Consider the following 19,321-nt stretch of genomic DNA (forward strand, 5'->3'; position numbering starts at 1 on the left):
GCCTTAAAGTAAAAAGCGCCATTCAAGGCGCTTTTTACTTGGTGGGGTCTGTTATTTCACTGGCACTTCATATTGCTGACCAGTTTCAGCGCCCTCGCTACCGTCATTTTTTAAAAATGCCACCATCACAACTTTATCATCAATAAAGTCTAATTCGGTTGTTTCATAATACGAGCCATCTTCTGCGGTATTAATGAAATGGTATAACCAAATGGAAGCTACTACTTTACCGGTGCCTTTTACTTTTACATCGTCTGCTTTTGCAGGTTCGCCAAACTGTTCAATAATCTGCGCTTTGCTAAATCGATTAATTGACTTTACAAAGTCCTGCTCCATGGTCGGAATAGCAGTCTTAGCACTGACGGCTTCATCTGCCGTTGCTGTTTGTATCAATAACATCTGCGCAATTAAAAGCCAAACAAACACTAAGTATTTCATAAAGAGCTCCAGTAAAATTGGACTAGGGAATTGAAATTCATCACAACATAAAGCTATGAAATAAATCTCAGGACTTAGTTCCCTATGTAATTAATTTTAAATGGAATATTTCGACTTAAACTGAGTGTTTATTGTGCAACACTGGCGGTCACAGGCGCTGTGATGGCTGATACCAAAATGCTGTGCAGGCGGCGGCTATCTGCGCGTAACACTTTTACATGGATGCCGTTAAAGCTGACTTCTTCATTGCGTTTTGGTAGGTGGCCAAACTTGCTGACGACTAAGCCGCCAATCGTTGAGAACTCTTCGTCACTGAATGTAGTACCGATAGTTTCATTAAAATCTACAATTTCTGTGAGTGCTTTAACGCGGAACTGACCATCTGCATTTTGAATGATGTTGTCTTCATCTTCGTCGTAGTCGTACTCGTCTTCAATATCGCCAACAATTTGCTCGAGTACATCCTCAATTGTCACCATGCCAGCGACACCACCGTATTCATCGACGACAATCGCAATATGGTTGCGGCTGCTACGAAACTCTTTTAATAGCACGTTTAAACGTTTAGCTTCAGGGATAAATACCGCTGGACGCAACATGTCGCGTACTTCAAAGTCATCGCCTGCGTAATAACGTAGCAAATCTTTTGCAAGCAAAATGCCGATTACATCATTTTTATTGCCTTCAATGACAGGGAAGCGCGAGTGAGCAGTTTCAATGACATTGGGAATAAATACTTCAGGAGGGTCTGTGATGTCGATGACATCCATCTGTGAGCGCGGAATCATGATGTCACGCACTTGCATTTCGCTGACTTGCAATACGCCTTCAATCATGGCGAGAGAGTCTGCATCCATTAGGCTATTTTCGTAGGCGCTGTGTAGTAGCCCTACAAGCTGCTCGCGGTCTTCAGGTTCCCGCAATAATAAATGACTTAAACGTTCCAACAAGCTAGGCTTGTTACTTAATTTAGGATTACTGGGTTTTTCCGAGTCGGTTGCCATTAGTTGGCGTCCTATGTAATGAGATAGGGTGAAGCATACCCTAATTTTGTGACAATTGCAGTCTCTAAGCCTTCCATCAGTTCGGCTTGTGCGTCTGTTTCATGGTCATAACCATGTAAATGGAGAATGCCATGTACTGTTAAGTGCGCATAATGGGCATCAAGATTTTTCTGCTGCGCTTTGGCTTCAGCCTCAACCACTGGCGCGCAAATAATAATGTCGCCCATCAAATGAGGCTCTTCGGTAAGGGGGAAGGTCAGCACGTTAGTTGCATAATCTTTGCCACGGTAGGTGTTGTTGAGCATTTGGCCTTCGTCTGCATCTACAATACGGATGGTGACCTCGGTATCTACTCTGAGTGCGGCTTTCGCCCATAGTCGAAATTGGCTAGCAGTTGGAAGGTTGCTAGCCTCGCTTGCATATTGAATGGTGGCGGCTAATTTAGGCATATCTACTCTTAATTTTTCTCTTAATCGCTCTTCGATTGTAAGTCTGTACCGTCGGTGTATGGAAACTTCACATGTCCGTAACGCACCACTAGAATAGATAGTGCAATCAATAAGATCGAGCCTGAAAGTGCGAACATCGTCATTGCGTCCAGCTCTTTGATATCGAGCACCAAGAAGCGAGCCAATGCAATAATGCCGATATATAGCGGATACCTGACCGGCAACTTGCCTGCGGTTAGATAATGGCTAAGCATAGACATCACTTCAAGATATAAGAATAACAGTAGCAAATCGCCAACGTGGATAGTGCGTGCATCCCAAATATTGATAATTGCCTGTAGTACGCCCAGTATGGTTGCGAGGCCAATCACAATTAATACTAACTGCTCAACTGCACTTAAGCCCTTTTGCATGATTTTGCTGTATTTATTTGGTGTCATTTTTTATCCCAAAGTTACCCATTATTATTTTGATTATACCTTGCTGAATCTTAGCCTAGGTACGCCAGTCTTTGTCGGTACTTTAATGCATTACTCTCTACGTTGAGACTCGTACTCTTCATAAGCATTAACGATTTTTTGTACCAGCGGGTGGCGCACGACATCTCCAGATAAAAAATGCGTCATGGCAATGCCTTTGATATCTTTTAATACTTTTTGCGCTTCTACTAAACCGCTTTTTTGATGCCGCTGTAAGTCGATTTGCGTCACATCACCAGTAATCACTGCTTTAGTGCCAAAGCCGATACGTGTCAAAAACATTTTCATTTGCTCAGGTGTCGTGTTTTGCGCTTCATCCAAGATAATAAAGCTTTGATTTAACGTGCGTCCACGCATGTAGGCGAGTGGTGCGACTTCAATCGCGCCGCGTTCAAACATTTTGTTCACAGTGTCGTATCCAGCTAAGTCATATAGCGCATCGTATAGTGGGCGTAAGTAAGGGTCTACTTTTTGGTTTAAATCGCCAGGTAAAAAGCCCAAGCGCTCACCAGCTTCAACAGCTGGGCGTACCAACACAATACGCTTAACGCGGTCGCGGGTCATTGCATCCACTGCACAGGCAACGGCTAAATAAGTTTTACCTGTACCCGCCGGACCAATGCCAAACGTAATGTCATGTTCCTGTATTTGCTGCAAATACGCCACTTGGCGTGGTGTGCGGCCATGTAAGTCACCGCGGCGTGTCATGAGCACCGGCATGGCGGTAGAAACCACGTCTTCCGGTTTGAGCTTGTCGATTTCCACTAAACCCAGTTGCACGTCTTCTAGCTCGATAGGTTTTTTTGCGCGGACGTAAAAGTTTTCAATCAGTTGCGCGGCAAGGCGTGTGTTGTCTAGTTTGCCACTGATGTTAAACGTGCTGCTCCGGCGATTAATGTTCACCTCAAGTGCGGTTTCAATTTGTTTGATGTTTTCATCAAGCGGCCCACAGAGGTTAGCAAGGCGAGCATTATCTTCAGGGGTTAAGGTAATTTCCATGGTTATACGATCTCGCCAATTAAGCGTCTTGGGTTAGAAACGTCGGTGATTTTTACATGTACAAACTGATGCACCAAGCTTGCATCGCCTGCGATATCGACCACTCGGTTATTATCAGTTTTGCCAGCTAGCAAACTAGCATCTTTCCACGATGCGCCTTCAATCAGTACGCGTTGTGTAGTGCCTAGCATTGCTTCAGAGATTGCTTTGGCTTGCGCTTCGTTGATTGCTTGTAATTTATCTAAACGTGCCAGTTTAACTTCTTGTGTAGTGTCATCTTTTAAAAATGCGGCAGGCGTGCCAGGGCGCGGGCTGTATAAAAAGCTAAAGCTTGCATCAAAGCCTACGTCCTGCATCAGTTTTACCGTTGCCTCAAAATCTGCATCGCTTTCACCGGGGAAGCCAATGATAAAGTCGGACGTAAAGGTTAAATTAGGATTGGCCGTTTTAAGTTTGCGGATAATCGATTTAAATTGCAGGGCTGTGTAATTGCGTTTCATCGCCATCAGAATACGGTCACTGCCGGCTTGTACAGGTAAATGTAATTGCGCTGCCAGTTTTGGCACAGTGGCAAAACAGTTAATTAAACGCTCATTCATTTCATTAGGATGGCTGGTAGTAAAACGAATGCGCTCAATCTGCGGAATTTCTGCAATGGTTTCAATCAGCATGGCCAAGTCAGCCTCCACATCATCATACTCTGTGCGGTAAGCATTGACGTTTTGCCCTAACAGCGTAATTTCTTTCACGCCTTGTTCTGCAAGCTGTACGGCTTCGGTCAAAATATCAGCAAATGGGCGGGAAACCTCTTCCCCTCGTGTGTAGGGCACAACGCAAAAACTACAATATTTGCTACAGCCTTCCATAATGCTTAAAAACGCACTCACCCCTTCCACACGTGGTGGTGGTAAGTGGTCAAACTTTTCAATTTCTGGAAAGCTAATATCCACTTGTGAAGTACCGCTTGCTTGCTTGTTTTTAATCATCTCTGGCAGGCGGTGTAAGGTTTGTGGGCCAAATACAACATCAACGTATGGTGCACGTTTGATGATGTTGTCACCCTCTTGTGAGGCCACGCATCCGCCCACGCCAATCACTAAATTCGGATTTTTCTCTTTTAACGGAATAAAGCGACCAAGGTGGCTAAACACTTTATCTTCAGCTTTTTCACGTACGGAGCAAGTGTTGAGCAAAATCACATCTGCATCATCAGGGGTTAGCGTTTCTACCATGCCATCTGACGCAGATAGCATGTCTGCCATCCTAGATGAGTCGTACTCGTTCATCTGGCAGCCGAAGGTCTTAATAAAAACTTTTTTAGGTGTATTCAAGGTGTTATAGCCAAAGCGTAAAATATGATTTTAACGTATTTGCTCACTTGCCTCACGCAAAGTTGTTGACTACAAGGTAAAATGATTAACTTAATGAATAAATAGCTATTTAAAACATGCAAGCACTCCCAATTTTTATCAATATCACTCATCGCTTATGTGTCGTGATTGGCGGCGGTGATGTCGCCACGCGCAAGGTCAGCATGTTGTTAAAAGCAAATGCTGCAATTACCTTGGTTTCACCAGAAATATGTCCTGAGTTAACAGCATTAGCTAATGATGGAAAAATTAAATGTATTCAATCCAATTATCACAAGCAGCAGCTTGAAGGCGCGTGTTTGGTCGTTGCTGCAACAGACGATATGTCGGTTAATCAAGCGGTCTCAATCGATTCAAAAGCATTGGGTATCCCTGTTAACGTGGTAGATGCTCCGGATTTATGTACTTTCACAATGGGTTCAATTATTGAGCGTAGCCCTGTTGTGATAGCGGTTTCCAGTGAGGGTAATGCGCCGGTGTTAGCGCGTTATATTCGTACCAAAATTGAAACAATGTTGCCTGCGGGCTATGGACGCATCGCGGGTATTGCCGGTGAGTTTCGCGATAAAGTAAAAGCAAAGTTTACCACCACGCAAGCGCGTCGCCGCTTTTGGGAAGATGTGCTACAAGGCCCGTTAGTCGAGCGTGTTTTATCAGGGCAAGAACAATCAGCACGTGCTTTGTTGCAAGATTTGATCGATCAGGAAAATGTCACCACGAATAAAGGTGAGGTGTTCTTAGTTGGCGGCGGCCCGGGGGACCCAGATTTATTAACGTTCAGGGCGCTACGCTTGATGCAGCAGTGTGATGTATGTGTCTACGATAAATTGGTGAGCCCCGAGGTGATGGAGTTGGTGCGCCGTGATGCTGAGCTGATTTACGTAGGTAAATCGCGTGACCAACATACACTTCCACAAGAAGAAATTAATGCGTTACTTGCTAAGCTAGCATTGCAAGGTAAGCGGGTACTCCGCTTGAAAGGCGGCGATCCATTTATTTTTGGCCGTGGCGGCGAAGAAATTGAAACGCTGATGGAACACGGTGTTCCATTTCAGGTGGTGCCTGGTATCACCGCTGCGAATGGTGTTTCTAGCTATGCAGGTATACCACTGACACATCGAGATTACGCACAGGCTTGTTTGTTTATTACCGGGCACTTAAAAGATGGCAGTTTAGATTTGGATTGGGAAGCCATGGCTAGACCAAGACAAACCGTTGTCATTTACATGGGTTTAGTTGGTTTGGCAGAAATCTGCGTGCAGCTAATTAAGCACGGCGTTTCCCCTGACATGCCAGTCGCTGTGGTGCAGCAGGGCACAACGCAACGTCAAAAAGTAGTAACGGCAACGTTGGCAGATTTGTCTGAGAAGGTCACTGAGGCAGGGCTAAAACCACCATGCCTCACGATCATTGGTGAAGTGGTGCATCTGCGCGAGAAATTGGCTTGGTTTGAGCCTAGTGTCTAGTCTTTAACGGCATTGCTAGTGATTGGTTTCTGAGTCAGCAATTATAGTTTTCCGTTCGAAAACTTGCCATTTAAAGCAGCTGTTTAAACCTATATTGCCGTGAGATGTTAGTTTTTAATCGGGATGCTCAGGCGCGCCTCTAGGCCACCTTCAGGCCGATTGATCAACTCAAGTTTGCCATGATGTAATTTTGCAATACGGTCTGCAATCGCTAAGCCTAAACCACTGCCTCCCGCATTGCTGCGAGCAGTATCAAGCCGTTCAAATGGGCGCAATATTTTTTCTAAATGCGTTTCTGGAATACCAGGGCCATTATCAAAGACGCTAATCACAATGCAGTCTGCCAATATCTGGCTGCTCACCCGTACTTGTCCACCCCCATAGTTGTAAGCATTACCAACGAGGTTATCTAGTAAGCGCTGCATCGCAAGTGGCTTAATCGGCACTTTGTAGGTAGGTGCTAGTTGAATCACCAAATCGCGTCCAGCACGTTCTTGCCTATCATGTAGGCCTTGCAGCAAGGTATTGATGTCGACCATCAGTGTTGGTTCACCCTCTGTGCCGCGTACAAAATCTAAGAACTGGTGGATGATATTGTCCATGTCGGCAATATCCTGCACCATGCCAGACTTCAGGTAGCCACAATCTTTTTCAGGTAGCATTTCTACCGCAAGACGTAGCCGTGCTAAGGGTGTACGAATGTCGTGAGACACGCCGGCAAGAATCAGTGTTCTTTCAGCATCGAGCTCTGCTAGCGATTCCGCCATTTTATTAAAAGTGGTGCTCACTTCACGTAGCTCTGTCACGCTATCTTCTGGTAGCTTTTCTGGGCGCTGGCCTTTACGCAGCCTATCAGCAGCGCTTACCAGCAGGTTGAGTGGCTTGTTAATACGGGCAGCAATTAAATAGCCACCGGCTAATGATAAGCTTAGTACTAAGCCAATCCAACCTAGCCATTGCCAAGGAAAAGAGCGCTCTACATGCACGTTGGGGATCACTACCCAAAAGTCATCTTGGTCGATGCCAAAGCTTACCCACAAGCCATCGATGCCATAGTGATTTGTCGTGATAATGGTTTGTACGCCCAGACGCTCGCGGATTTTATCTGCCACCATGTTAATAAATGGGTCATTTGGCAGTGGGGCAATTTCTTCCATAAAGTCTGCGTAATAAATACGCACACCTTCTTTGCCAGTTAGCTCTGAAAGTAATGCTAAGCGAAGGTTTTCTTGAGATGCAATTAAGGACGCGCGCGTGTAGTTAACAACGGTGACCGCTTGTAATGCAGTTGCCTGCGCGCGAGGTTCTCGTTCGAAATACTCAAAAATCTTTAGGGATGCAAACTGGCCAATCGCTAATAACAGCGCGATCAGCAGCATAATTCTTGAGAGTAGTTTTTTGGGTAAGAGGCGCAAAGGTGTTAGCTTTAGTAATAAAAGTGAGCATTAAATCAGGCAATCACAGCATGCAGGATTGCCTGTTGCATAAATTTCTGACTAATTGTCTGCTTCGCCATCTGGTATGAATACGTAGCCAAATCCCCACATGGTTTGTAGATAGCGCGGATGCGCGGGATCCGGTTCAATCAATTTACGTAGACGCGATACTTGCACATCAATACTGCGATCGTAAACATCCAGTTCACGTCCGCGTGCTAACTGCATGAGTCTGTCGCGCGATAAAGGCTGGCGCGGGTGGTCTACAAATACTTTCAGCAATGCAAACTCACCGCTAGTAATCGCAATGGCAGTCCCTTGGCGGCTCAGTGAGCGTGTTGCTGCATTAAATACAAAGTCACCAATCGTGATATTCTCTGCGGCATTGGCGGGTGCGCTTGGCACCAATCGTTCATGCCTGCGTAGCACTGCATTAATGCGGGCTAATAATTCTCTTGGGTTAAACGGTTTTGGCAAATAGTCATCTGCCCCCATTTCTAGACCGATAATGCGGTCCACTTCATCGCCACGTGCCGTTAGCATCACAATCGGCATCATGGTTGCGCTACCGCGCATTCTTCGACAGATGGATAAGCCATCTTCACCGGGTAACATCAAATCTAGCACTAATAAATCAATAGCATCACTGTTCAGTATGCTATCCATTTCTTTAGCGTCATTTGCAGTTTTGACGTTAAAGCCTTGTTCGGTGAGATAGCGTTGCAACAGTTCACGTAAACGCACATCGTCATCTACGACTAAGATTTTTTTATTTTGATCTGCCATCATTATGTTTAAACCTTAATTTTTTAATAGAATGATATTGAATGCTAGTAAAACAATATTATTTTCAATAACTGCAAAGTGTATGCTAAATTTATATTTATATTCAATTTTATGTGATTAAACTTAAAAAATTATTCATTGTCACATCACTTATATTGTAAAAATTTACAATTTCTTACAATTTCACCGTTTAATGAAACATTCAATTAACAAACGTGCTTCATGATAATGCAACTTAAAATCGTAATGCTCAACATTGGAAACTTGATTCTTTGGATTTGATCTTGCTAAACAATATGTCATTGACCAAGTATGCGTGCCTAGTTCTATGCATGGGCTTAAGCCTTTCTTCAGGTGTGAGTGCAGAGAGTCGGAATAATTTGTCTGCAGCATCTGACAAAGCTAAGCGAATGGCAGAGGACGAACGTTTTGCTGAAGATGATAACAAAGGCGATGGATACCAAAAAACCCTCAACTTAAACTTCAGCCCTGAACGCAGAGAAATGTTACGCAAAGCGCTTGAAGAGTATGCGCGCTCTATTGATCCAAGTCATGACCAAATTGAAGAGCGCAGACGCGCAATGCAAGAAAGTATTGAAGCGCGCTTTTTTGAGGCAGATACCAATAACAACAGCACTATAGACCGACAAGAAGCGACAGAGAAACTGCCGCAAATTGCTAGACATTTCAACAGTGTAGATAGCAATCAAGATGGCGTCATTTCATTAAATGAGCTAGTTGAAGCCCAAGCGAGAATCTTAGAGCGTCGCAGAGCAGCTGAAGCTGCAATTCAATTGGAAAAGCAAAAAAGAATGATTGAGGCTGAGGCGCTAGAAGAAGCTAAAGCGAAAAACAAGCAAGCAACCAATACCCCCAAAAAGAAGTCATTATAGCGCTACATTTAGCCTGTATCTTTATCCCGGCATCTAGTTGTTATGCCGACTGTCAGTCGATATCTTCACAGTAATATTTATCCCCAGATTTTAAATCTAGTGTCTATACCGTAGGTGTATACATTCATGCATAATAGGCACCAATGATGAATCAATACGGTGCTTGTGTATGGCGTTAAGGCTAGAAGTTGCAGAAGGCATTACCCAGCTTCCTATTGATGCATGGAATGCACTGGCGGGAGATATGCCGCTACTTAGCCATGCTTTTCTAAGCGCGTTTGAAACTTCAAACTCTGTAGGTGTTGGTACTGGTTGGCAGCCTTGCTTCTTATTATTGTACGATGATGCGCAGTTAATAGGCGCGATGCCTCTGTACGTGAAACACCATTCTTATGGTGAGTATGTGTTTGATTGGGCATGGGCCGAGGCCTATGAACGTAACGGTTTGCCCTACTACCCTAAGCTTGTTTCAGCTATTCCATTTACACCAATTACCAGTGCGCGCCTTCTCACAACACGTCCCGATGCTAAGGCCCTGATGATTAATGCCGTGTCGCAAATCATGCAACAAAACAAAATGTCATCGGCACATGTATTGTTTCCCGATGATGATTCTGCACAGTTATTTAAAGAAGCAGGGTGGATGCAACGGCATGGTGTACAGTTCCGTTGGCAGAATCAGAATTACTCTGATTTTGACGACTTTCTATGTCAATTAAGCCATGATAAGCGTAAAAAGATTCGGCAAGAAAGGAAAAAGGTCACGGCCTCTGGTGTGATATGTCGGTCAATAAGAGGGGTGGAAATTACTGCTGAGCAGTGGGATTTTTTCTACCAATGTTATGAAAATACTTATCGTGAGCATCGTTCTTCACCATACCTAACACGTGATTTCTTTAAGATTATCGGCAGCAGCATGCCACAGAATATTCTGTTGATTATGGCTTATGTGGATGAACAGCCAATCGCTGCTGCGCTAAATATTTATGATAAAACAACGCTGTATGGTCGGTATTGGGGAGCGCTGCGCTATATTCCCAATCTGCACTTTGAGCTTTGTTATTATCAAGCACAAGAATTTTGTATCGCAGAAAAAATTGAATATTTCGAAGGTGGAGCGCAAGGCGAGCATAAGCTGGCTCGCGGGTTCAAGGCAAGGTCAACTTGTTCTTTTCATCGGATTGCAAACCCTGACTTTGCCATCGCTATTCAAGACTTTGTGGTGCAGGAGTCAAAAGGGCTGGCCGAGTATACCAACGAGCTTGATGAGCGGGCGCCATTTAAATCTAAAGACTAACCACAATAAGTACTGGCTCTTATCATCTGGACGTGATGAAGAGCCAGTGCTGTCTGGGCGATAGCTTTATTATTAGCAAACTGATATTACTATTTCTTGTCTTCTTTTGAGTATCGATGGCCAACACCTTCGTGTGCTGCTTTGCGCTCATCAGCATCAATCTTACCGTCATTATTGGCGTCTAATTTACTGAACATTTTTTCAGCACGAGCCTGATGCTTTGCCATAAACTCGTCACGCGAGATTGCGCCATCATTGTTGGTATCTGCTTTTTGGCAGCCATGTTTGCCAGCTTCACCACCGTGATGATCAGCATGTGCGACTTGTGCTAGGCCAAACAAGAGCGTGCTTGTTAATAAAATCTGTGTAATTTTCATATAATTTCCTTTATTGATCACTAAAAAGCAACTTCTGGCTTAATTAACGCTACAGTCAGTATACTGTTGACATGTTTTTTGTGGAAAAATTTCGTCACTGGTAGCACGGGTTAAAGTAGATTCATTTAATGAAATTAATAATAGCAACTAATGTATTGTTTAGTAATATGCTTGGTTGCTAAAGTAAGCGTGAAAGAAAATAGGTGTAAATATTCAGAGAGCTGTTGTGTTTAAATTGGTACGTGATTGGAGGCTCTTCCAGTGCGGTTGATTAGTATGCAGTAGATAGGGCAGTAGTATTATGATTAGATTGTTATACAGCAGCCAGGCTGCACAAGATATTACAGAGCAGGGCATTGCAGATATTTTAGGAAAATCTCAGAAGAATAATGATGAGGCGGGCATCACTGGCATTCTGGTCTATGGTGGTCAATTGTTTATGCAAGTATTAGAAGGCCCAGAGCTTGCTGTACTTAAGCTATATGTCACTATTTGTGAAGATGCACGCAATAGCCTTAATAAAATTATTTATATTTCGTATACTGATAAACGTATGTTTGGAGATTGGTCAATGGGCATTATTCAATGTGACCCAATCGCTTATCAAAAAATATTCGATTTAAATTCAAGAGCAACAGAAACCATTGAGCCGGGTAGCTTTAGAGATACGATGCGTGATTTTTTGCGCAGATTGAATAGTGCAAAAAAAGATACTTAGGATTTTTGCATCTATGATGTGGAAGTGAAATGAAAAACGGCTCTTTATTCAGAGCCGTTTTTTTATTGTGTAGACGTTGTTCAATGCGCTATATCATGGCGCTGTTGCTGTAGAGCATGTCTATATTGGGTGTACGTGTACTTTTGCTGTTTAGGCGTTGAGCAATTTGTTGGAACGCATTAGAAGCTGGCGTGAGTGGGAACGCATCAGTGACTGGGCGACCAAGTTTTGCAGCTTTACCTAAATGCACATCGGCAGGAATTGCACCAAAGAACTCTAGTTCAATTTGCATAAAACGTTTAGCTACTTGCGCGATGTTGTTAAAAACCACCTCTGCCTGTGCTTCATTGGCATCATCGACAATAATGCCAAAAGAGCGCCTGCCAAGTTGGCTGCAAATGCGTTTAATCAGGGTGTATGCATCTTTAATTGACTCTGGCTCGCGTGTGAGTTGAATCAAAATGTCGCTATCATTCAGTGTTTTTAATGGTAACAAATCATCGTTATTCAGTGTTGCATCTACTAATACAATTTCGTATTGCAGTACTAATTCATCAAATAGTTGGTTCAATACTTGACCGGCATCGCTATTGAGCGGAGTACTTACCTGATTTTTTGGCAATAATTTGGCAACAGCAAACTCTTGTTTCGTATTTTTGATTGCTACGGACAGGGATGTGGATGTCTTTGCCACCTCTAAAAGCGCAGGTGTTTTATCTATTTCATAGCTAGCTTCGCGCGTAGTTTTTGATGCATGCACAATCAGCACATCGCTACCTTGGGCGCGAATGGACGCAGCCAGATTAATCATCATGCGTGATTGATCTGCAGACGATGCTGAAATAATAGACACTACACGAGGCTTAGGTGCAGCCATGATGCGGCGTAAGCCAGCCGCTTGGTCATTCTTAAAACTAACCACGGCTAGTCTCTGTAGATAAAGTATTTACAGATTGTCTGGTGTTACCCATGATAAAAGGCAGTTCTTCGTTTTTGAACTGCAATGAGCGACCGTCCGCGCCAATTTTTAGCGCTTTTTGAATCAGGTAGCTCTTATTCGCAAGATGGATATCTTCAGGCACACGCTGGCCATTAGCTAAGTAATAAAGTTTTAACTTGCCTCTGATAATCACGTCTAGTACACCACCAATCGTGACAGCTTCATCAAGCTTGGTGATAATCGTACCATCCAAACCTTTGCCTTTATAGGCTCTAATCACATCGGTTAACGTCTCACCTGTGCTGGTTGCATTCAGGCATAGTAGCTTTTTAATACTAGAGTTGGTGTTTGATAACATGGCAATTTGCTCTGTTACCATGGTGTCGCGCTGACTTACACCAACTGTATCAATTAAGATAGTGCGTTTGTTCTTTAGCTCGTTTAAAGCAATCTTAAGATCAGCTTCATCTTTAACTGCGTGCACCATCACGCCAAGAATCTTACCGTATATTCTTAATTGTTCATGACCCCCGATACGATACGCATCGGTAGTAATTAGACCTAGGCTCTCTGTACCATGCTTCATCACATAGCGCGCTGCAAGTTTAGCCGTGGTAGTTGTTTTACCAACACCAGTAGGGCCGATTAACGCAAAGATGCCGCCTTGGTCTAGCATGCCAACTTCATTGGGAATGCTATCCAGATTCTTACTTAGAATAGATTTAACCCAAGCAAGGGCTTTTGCTTCATCAAGATTAGCCGGTAGTTTTTCCGATAACATTCTCGCTAATGCCGCACTAAAGCCAGACGACAGCAATATATTCATGATTTGTGTTTTTGTTGGGTACTGCTGCTGCACATTGCTCCAAGCAATGGTGGTGAGTTGAGATTCAAACACGTCGCGCATGCTGCGCATCTCGTTCAAAATCTCAGTCATTTTTTGGCTAGCATCTAGCATAGATGCTTGCATAAAGGTATCTGTGGCAGGTTGGATGCTTACTGGCGTTGCTTGTGTTTGTACTGTTGGCGCTTCTGGCTCCATCATGCTTGGTGCAAAGGGCTGCGCTTGGTTGGTATGAAAACCTTCAATTTTTTTATTAATCACTGAGATTAACGCAGATGGATTATCTTCACCAAAACCTTCTGTATGGTTGCGATAAGATGCCTCCATGATGGCTGCATTATCAACAATCGCGTCTAAGTCCTCTTCCTTCAACGCGGTGATTCTATTTCCGCCCTCTACGGCACGGTTAGATAAAATAATGGCATCCTCGCCTAGCTCCATACGCACTTGTTTAAGTGCTTCGCGAGAGTTTATGCCAAAAAATTGCTTAATATTCATACTAAATTCTAACTAGGAAATTTGCTCAGCCGATTGACTAGCCAGCAGAACAGATGTGTGTAAATGTGCTTGATCACGATCTTTTGAATAGTTGGTCAGCATGCCTAGCACCGCGCTGTCATCAAATCGGAAACGTGTCAGCATCATATTGGTACTGCTCAGCTTCACAACCTGCATATTGCTTAGGCTTTCCAGCAAATCAGCAATCTCTTTGCTGATTCCTAAAAGAAACATCGCGGTCGCTTTATCTGAACTGATGAGCTGCTTCGCCATCATCAAATAGTTGAGATTTGCGTCCTTAATTTCAGACATCATATCCTTTACATTCATTTTGCGTCCTAATTCTTTGTTTCTATTAAAAAAACCGTGGTGCATTTGGCTTGGTGAAATGTAACTCTTTAGATTGATTCAACCAATGGGCTGTGGTCTGTTTGTTTTGTAGGTGTTTGTCTTACAGTATTGAATGGGGTGTCATTGTCATATTAGTCGTTGCTAATAGGCATATTTTATATGTAGAGCTAAAGGTCTAGCCTATAGAAAGACGTTATTAATTAAACGATAAATGCGTTGGTTTAATCGATGTGATGAATCAAGAGTATAAACATGCGTATGTTTAGTTGAGCCATTCATGTTTGAATCAAGCTGAAATGACAAAGCGCTAACTTAAAAGAAGGGCAGTTCACAATCTTTAGACAAAAAAATAGCGCTTCTGCAAAAAAGCGCTACAAACTTTGAGAGAGTATATATTGCTAAACAACATATGCTTGCATATTACAAGGCAATAATTAATGAATTATTTCATATAGTTAACCAATTGTTTCAGTGTGAAATAATTGATTAATTATATGCTATTTAGTCATTGAGTGTTTTTAAAAGAAAAACGTCCCATTCTTTCGAATGAGGCGTCTTTATTGGGAAAGAGGGACTTGAACCCTCGACCCCAGGATTATGAATTTGAGCTGTAAGTTATTGTTTATTATTGAAATTGTACTAATTTCTTTTAAGAAACATGAATTTAGTAGCCAGATGATTGCTACCAATTTTTACATAGATATACTGCGTTTTAAGTACTTTTTCTCGATTTGGGCTACTAGGTGGCTACTAATTTTTTAACGAGAAAATAGTAGAACGGAGTATAAAATGCTGCACAAATTAACTAAATCATTTGTAGATAAAGTTTCATTTGAACAATCAGGTCAAATTTTTTATCGTGATTCTGAATTATTGGGTTTTGGTTTACGCGTAGGTAAATCAGCAAAAGTTTATTATGCTGAAGCCAAGCTTCACGGAAAAACTGTCAGAAAATCTATTGCAAGACATAATGTTGTTTCATTAGATGAAGCACGCTCACAAGCTAAATCTTACTTGGCTGAAATCTCCCGTGGTAAAAATCCACATGATGAAGAAAAAGCCAGGAAAGCAAAATTAGTTACCTTATCCGAAGTGCTAGAAAACTATATTGAAGCACGTGGCAATTTGCAGCGTAGCACCATTCAAGATTATCGACATACCTTTGATGCATATCTACATGATTGGTTAAAAAAGCCAGCCATTGAAATATCAAAAGATATGGTGGAGCTTAAATTTAGAAAGATCAGCCAAACGAGTCCATCGCAAGCAAATAAAACCATGCGTAACTTTAGAGCGGTCATGAATTACGCCATTATGAAATATGAAGATAGTAATGGCGACTCTATCTTTAGGCATAACCCTGTTATCAGAATTACACAGTTACGTGCTTGGCATCGTGCAGTCAGAAGAGACACATTAATCAAGCATTATGATCTTGCTCCCTGGTATCAGGCTGTTATGAACTTATCTAATGACTCAATTGCACCCAATAGAGAAGTTGTTAAAGACTTTCTGCTGCTTGTTTTGTTTACAGGATTAAGACGAAATGAAGCTGCCAAACTCACTTGGAACAGAGTCGATCTTAAAGATAAAACTATCGTGATTAAAGACACTAAAAATCATACTGACCATATATTGCCACTTACGGACTTTTTACATGATTTGCTGACTAAAAGAAAAGCTGAAGCAAAAACCAAATATGTTTTTCCGAATGAAACAAATACTGGATACATGACGGATCCTAAAAAGCAGATCGCCAATGTGATAAAAGAAAGTGGCGTCAACTTTAGCACCCATGATTTAAGGCGTACATTTATCACGATTGCAGAAAGTTTAGATATCTCAGCTTATGCTCTAAAGCGGCTGCTCAATCATAAAATGACCAATGATGTGACTGCTGGTTATATTATTTCTGATGTTGAGCGTTTGAGAGTGCCTATGCAAAAAATTACGGATTACATTTTGTATAAAATTGGTCAGAAAGAAAAAGCCGATGTAATCCCGATTCAGATGTTGCAAGCTAGCGCATAATACACATTGACATCTGTAACGTTACGCATTACATTGTGAAGCAAATACCATAAAATATGATTAAAACATTCAAACATAAAGGGCTCAAAGATTTCTTTGAGAGCGGAAGTAAAGCAGGGATAAGACCCGATCACGCTTCTAAGTTAAGTCGTCAGTTAGTGCGTTTAGATATTGCTAAAGTACCTGCTGATATGAATCTACCAGGATGGAGACTTCACCCATTAGAAGGTGAATTAGCAGGTCATTACTCAGTCACCGTCAACGGTAACTGGCGCATGACTTTTATGTTTGATGGTGAAGATGCAATCCTGGTTGATTATCAGGACTATCACTAGAAAGGAATTGATATGAGCAGAATACATAACCCACCACACCCTGGTGAAACATTGAGAGAAGATATTCTTCCTGCGCTCGGCTTGAGTGTTACCGAGGCTGCCGAACAGTTAGGCGTAGCACGCCCTTCTTTATCGCGTGTACTAAACGGCCATGCAGCGATTTCGCCTGAGATGGCGTTACGTATTGAAAAGTGGTTAGGTGTCGAGAATGGCGGTAGTGCTGACTTATGGATATCTGAGCAAGCCTCATATGATCTTTGGCAAGCAAGAAGCAAATTTAATGCAAAAGTAACACCAGCAGAACTTTTAGTCGCCTGAATGCTAAAAACACTTTGAACTAGACCAGCTTGTATTTAAGGTTGGTCTGGTTCATATCAACAAATATATGGTTTATATAAACCATCACCCCAAAGAAAACCAATTAAATTCACGCTGGATTAATTGCTATCCGTTTGAATCATATAATAAATTCATCATAGATGAAGGCTGCGAAATCTAGGAATGATTCTTGCAATCTCAGTTTGGATAAAATTTACAGGTATCTAAAATAAGGATATTCAAAAAGTAAATTTCAACGCTGAGGAATAGAGGCAAGAGTGCGCTATAAGAAAAAGAAAACTTCACTTTTAGAGCAAGTGTTAAGTTCCGATTGGAAATTTTCGGCAGTATTGGCTGCAATCATCCTCGGATTTTCGTTTGTGATACTTCCAATAGTTGGACTTTCAAACAAAATTATCAAAATGCTGATGCCGTTCATTCAATCGCTTTCAGTGTTGGTGATTGTATTCTTATCAATGGTTGCAATCGTCAAAGTCTTAATCGCCATCATCTTAAAAAACAAAGAGAAAAGAAGTACTGATTTTCTTAATCCACGCTTGGCAAGATTTAGTGATCAAGATAAAGACGACAAAAGCTTTGATCGTGTAGCGCCATTCATTACGCATCAAGAAGAATCAAATAACTCTGATCAGCCCTCATCCTCATCTTCTGATGTAAAGAAAAGTCACCAGTATGGTTACGCACCTGTCGTCAATCCAAGTTTAAATAGAACCAATACGCGAGTAGAACCGTTTATTGCAGAGCAAAATAAAGCTACCTACGAAGCACCGAAAGTTGAAGATGTTCGGGATAAGTGGACGCTGGACTTTATCAACTCACTTGAGTGGAAAAGGTTTGAAGATATCACTAGTGCATATTTTCATGAAATCGGGATTAAGAATAAACAAACTGGTCTTGGCGCAGATGGCGGTATTGATTTGCTTTTGTATGAAACAAATGCAGAGCAACCTACGGCGATTGTGCAATGTAAGAAATGGTCAAATGTAGTCGGGATAAAACTTTTAAGAGAGTTTTTAGGCGTGATGTCGCATCAAGGCGTTGCTAAAGGATATTTCTTTACGACTGATAAATTTAACCAGGAAGCAATCAAATTTTCCAAAGAGCACAATATAGAGTTAGTTGACGGTAAAACACTCATCGCTAAGTTGCAGCGATTATCTCCTGAGTCACAATATCGAGTTTACACAAACATCACAAGCGGTGATTACACTACGCCAACTTGCGTACGTTGTGGCGCTAAGATGGTGTTAAGAAAAACAGAAGAAAAAGAATTTTGGGGATGCAAAAACTTTCCTAAGTGTAGAACGGTAATTAATATTAAAACACCACCTAAACCTAAGCCGCCAAGAAAGTTTGGTTTTAGATTAAAGAAAGTTAGGTAAAACCTGAGAAGTTGTTAAGTGGCGAGGATGCAAGATTTTTCTAAGATAAGTTTGTGGGACATATGTCATTATTGGCATGGATACAATCCGCAAAGGACTCTACCTTCTAAGCTACCAACGAAGGTTCAAATTTCAATTAGATCACTAGCACTTAAACTTTCAAAGACGCTATATTTTAGGATTAATGTAAATACTATTCCATATCGAGTTTTTTATGAGGAACCTACACCAGTTAGATATATCGCTCGTATCTATCAACGTGAATTAAAAAGTGCCTATACGGGCAAACGGTATAAGAAAAAATTTCTACAAAGCATTGAAATCGGTCGATTAAGTCTACTTAAATGGTGCCAAGAGACAAACACGCCAGCCCCCAGTTTTTGGTTTGATGAAAATGATCCAATACTAGCCAAACCTGTAGAAAGTCCATTCTTTGATTGGTCTGAAGATGAAAAAAGAAAACATGGCTATTTTGCACTTTTTGAGACCGCTGAATCTGATCCTAAAGTAAAGGCGACCAGTCAATCTTCCGATATTAACCCATCGTCTTTTGATAGCACTGAATTTAAAGAAAAAGATAACATCATCAAGAAAGCATTGAGCGAGCTAAATTCGAAAAATGCAAAATCACGTTATGTAGCGGCAGATAAAATTAAAAGTGACTACAAAGATTTTTTTAGAGCGAATGAATCTAAATATAAATACAAAAGCCATGCTGCGCGAGACTTCTTTAATAATCTAAACGAAAAAGATAAAAAAGAGATTGTTCCTACATATTTTGAAAAAAACCATGAGAGCTGCCTAGAAAAGGCTGTCCTTAACCTGAATAAGGTATTGAAAGACTAGTTCGTTATATATCTGCGCGCACACGTATATACCTCTGCGCGCA

21 protein-coding genes are annotated in these 19,321 nt (G+C 41.9%); 9 read left to right on the top strand and 12 right to left on the bottom strand.

The window, feature by feature from the left end; genetic code table 11:
• Positions 1-51: 51 nt before the first annotated feature.
• The 6 genes from FG24_RS06960 to miaB form a co-directional block, all read right to left on the bottom strand.
• Positions 52-438 carry a hypothetical protein gene (locus FG24_RS06960; RefSeq protein ID WP_036302203.1) on the bottom strand — a complete coding sequence of 129 codons (387 nt, stop codon included), beginning with the start codon at positions 436-438 and terminating at the stop codon, positions 52-54.
• Positions 439-566: 128 nt separating this feature from the next.
• The gene (locus FG24_RS06965) at positions 567-1,442 is read right to left on the bottom strand and encodes an HlyC/CorC family transporter (RefSeq protein ID WP_036302204.1); all 876 of its coding nucleotides are present in this window, start codon (positions 1,440-1,442) and stop codon (positions 567-569) included.
• An 11-nt stretch (positions 1,443-1,453) separates the two neighbouring features.
• On the bottom strand, positions 1,454-1,891 hold the full coding sequence (gene ybeY / locus FG24_RS06970; protein ID WP_036302205.1) for an rRNA maturation RNase YbeY: 438 nt from the start codon (positions 1,889-1,891) through the stop codon (positions 1,454-1,456).
• 20 nt (positions 1,892-1,911) lie between these two features.
• Entirely contained in the window at positions 1,912-2,331 is a 420-nt protein-coding gene (locus FG24_RS06975) for a phosphate-starvation-inducible protein PsiE (RefSeq protein ID WP_036302207.1), read from the bottom strand.
• A gap of 90 nt (positions 2,332-2,421) precedes the next feature.
• Complete coding sequence (locus FG24_RS06980; RefSeq protein WP_036302209.1) at positions 2,422-3,369, bottom strand: PhoH family protein; 948 nt, start codon at positions 3,367-3,369, stop codon at positions 2,422-2,424.
• Between the two features lie 2 nt (positions 3,370-3,371).
• The gene (gene miaB / locus FG24_RS06985) at positions 3,372-4,700 is read right to left on the bottom strand and encodes a tRNA (N6-isopentenyl adenosine(37)-C2)-methylthiotransferase MiaB (protein WP_036302210.1); all 1,329 of its coding nucleotides are present in this window, start codon (positions 4,698-4,700) and stop codon (positions 3,372-3,374) included.
• A gap of 116 nt (positions 4,701-4,816) precedes the next feature.
• On the opposite strand from miaB, the gene cysG reads away from it, so the two are divergent.
• Positions 4,817-6,205, top strand: coding sequence for a siroheme synthase CysG (gene cysG / locus FG24_RS06990; protein WP_036302212.1), 1,389 nt, complete (start codon positions 4,817-4,819; stop codon positions 6,203-6,205).
• Positions 6,206-6,312: 107 nt separating this feature from the next.
• Here cysG and FG24_RS06995 read toward each other — a convergent pair whose 3' ends face one another.
• Together FG24_RS06995 and ompR are read right to left on the bottom strand one after the other, a co-directional pair.
• Positions 6,313-7,620: an ATP-binding protein gene (locus tag FG24_RS06995; protein ID WP_081880953.1), complete on the bottom strand. Its 1,308-nt coding sequence runs from the start codon at positions 7,618-7,620 to the stop codon at positions 6,313-6,315.
• 81 nt (positions 7,621-7,701) lie between these two features.
• Positions 7,702-8,430 (bottom strand): osmolarity response regulator transcription factor OmpR, encoded by a 729-nt coding sequence (gene ompR / locus FG24_RS07000; RefSeq protein ID WP_152553395.1) that lies wholly within the window; start codon positions 8,428-8,430, stop codon positions 7,702-7,704.
• A 293-nt stretch (positions 8,431-8,723) separates the two neighbouring features.
• Between ompR and FG24_RS07005 the strand changes: the two genes are divergently transcribed.
• Positions 8,724-9,320: an EF-hand domain-containing protein gene (locus FG24_RS07005; RefSeq protein ID WP_235189733.1), complete on the top strand. Its 597-nt coding sequence runs from the start codon at positions 8,724-8,726 to the stop codon at positions 9,318-9,320.
• Positions 9,321-9,489: 169 nt separating this feature from the next.
• Entirely contained in the window at positions 9,490-10,617 is a 1,128-nt protein-coding gene (locus FG24_RS07010) for a GNAT family N-acetyltransferase (protein ID WP_036302216.1), read from the top strand.
• Between the two features lie 89 nt (positions 10,618-10,706).
• Here the strand turns inward: FG24_RS07010 and FG24_RS07015 are convergent, their stop codons facing one another.
• Positions 10,707-10,994 carry an EF-hand domain-containing protein gene (locus FG24_RS07015; RefSeq protein ID WP_036302217.1) on the bottom strand — a complete coding sequence of 96 codons (288 nt, stop codon included), beginning with the start codon at positions 10,992-10,994 and terminating at the stop codon, positions 10,707-10,709.
• Positions 10,995-11,295: 301 nt separating this feature from the next.
• Between FG24_RS07015 and FG24_RS07020 the strand changes: the two genes are divergently transcribed.
• Entirely contained in the window at positions 11,296-11,712 is a 417-nt protein-coding gene (locus FG24_RS07020; RefSeq protein WP_036302218.1) for a BLUF domain-containing protein, read from the top strand.
• 88 nt (positions 11,713-11,800) lie between these two features.
• On the opposite strand, the gene FG24_RS07025 is transcribed toward FG24_RS07020, so the two are convergent.
• The 3 genes from FG24_RS07025 to flhD are packed head-to-tail and all read right to left on the bottom strand — an operon-like array spanning position 11,801 to position 14,324.
• Positions 11,801-12,634, bottom strand: a complete 834-nt coding sequence (locus FG24_RS07025; protein ID WP_036302220.1) for a MinD/ParA family ATP-binding protein — start codon at positions 12,632-12,634, stop codon at positions 11,801-11,803.
• Positions 12,627-13,994: a flagellar biosynthesis protein FlhF gene (gene flhF / locus FG24_RS07030; RefSeq protein WP_036302221.1), complete on the bottom strand. Its 1,368-nt coding sequence runs from the start codon at positions 13,992-13,994 to the stop codon at positions 12,627-12,629. Before flhF ends, FG24_RS07025 begins: the two co-directional genes overlap by 8 nt.
• A 12-nt stretch (positions 13,995-14,006) precedes the next feature.
• Positions 14,007-14,324, bottom strand: a complete 318-nt coding sequence (gene flhD / locus FG24_RS07035; RefSeq protein WP_019897544.1) for a flagellar transcriptional regulator FlhD — start codon at positions 14,322-14,324, stop codon at positions 14,007-14,009.
• A gap of 810 nt (positions 14,325-15,134) precedes the next feature.
• Here flhD and FG24_RS07040 point away from each other — a divergent pair.
• The 5 genes from FG24_RS07040 (at position 15,135) to FG24_RS07060 (ending at position 19,278) form a co-directional block, all read left to right on the top strand.
• Positions 15,135-16,376, top strand: a complete 1,242-nt coding sequence (locus tag FG24_RS07040; RefSeq protein ID WP_036302223.1) for a tyrosine-type recombinase/integrase — start codon at positions 15,135-15,137, stop codon at positions 16,374-16,376.
• A gap of 56 nt (positions 16,377-16,432) precedes the next feature.
• Positions 16,433-16,711 (top strand): type II toxin-antitoxin system RelE/ParE family toxin, encoded by a 279-nt coding sequence (locus FG24_RS07045; protein ID WP_036302224.1) that lies wholly within the window; start codon positions 16,433-16,435, stop codon positions 16,709-16,711.
• 12 nt (positions 16,712-16,723) lie between these two features.
• A complete protein-coding gene (locus tag FG24_RS07050; protein ID WP_036302225.1) occupies positions 16,724-17,029 on the top strand; it encodes a HigA family addiction module antitoxin in 306 nt (101 codons plus the stop codon).
• 278 nt (positions 17,030-17,307) lie between these two features.
• Positions 17,308-18,432 carry a restriction endonuclease gene (locus FG24_RS12400; protein WP_051901465.1) on the top strand — a complete coding sequence of 375 codons (1,125 nt, stop codon included), beginning with the start codon at positions 17,308-17,310 and terminating at the stop codon, positions 18,430-18,432.
• A gap of 27 nt (positions 18,433-18,459) precedes the next feature.
• Positions 18,460-19,278: a hypothetical protein gene (locus FG24_RS07060; protein WP_036302227.1), complete on the top strand. Its 819-nt coding sequence runs from the start codon at positions 18,460-18,462 to the stop codon at positions 19,276-19,278.
• The last annotated feature ends 43 nt before the right edge of the window (positions 19,279-19,321 follow it).

The sequence above is a fragment of the Methylotenera sp. L2L1 genome (assembly GCF_000744605.1).
GTDB lineage: Bacteria > Pseudomonadota > Gammaproteobacteria > Burkholderiales > Methylophilaceae > Methylotenera.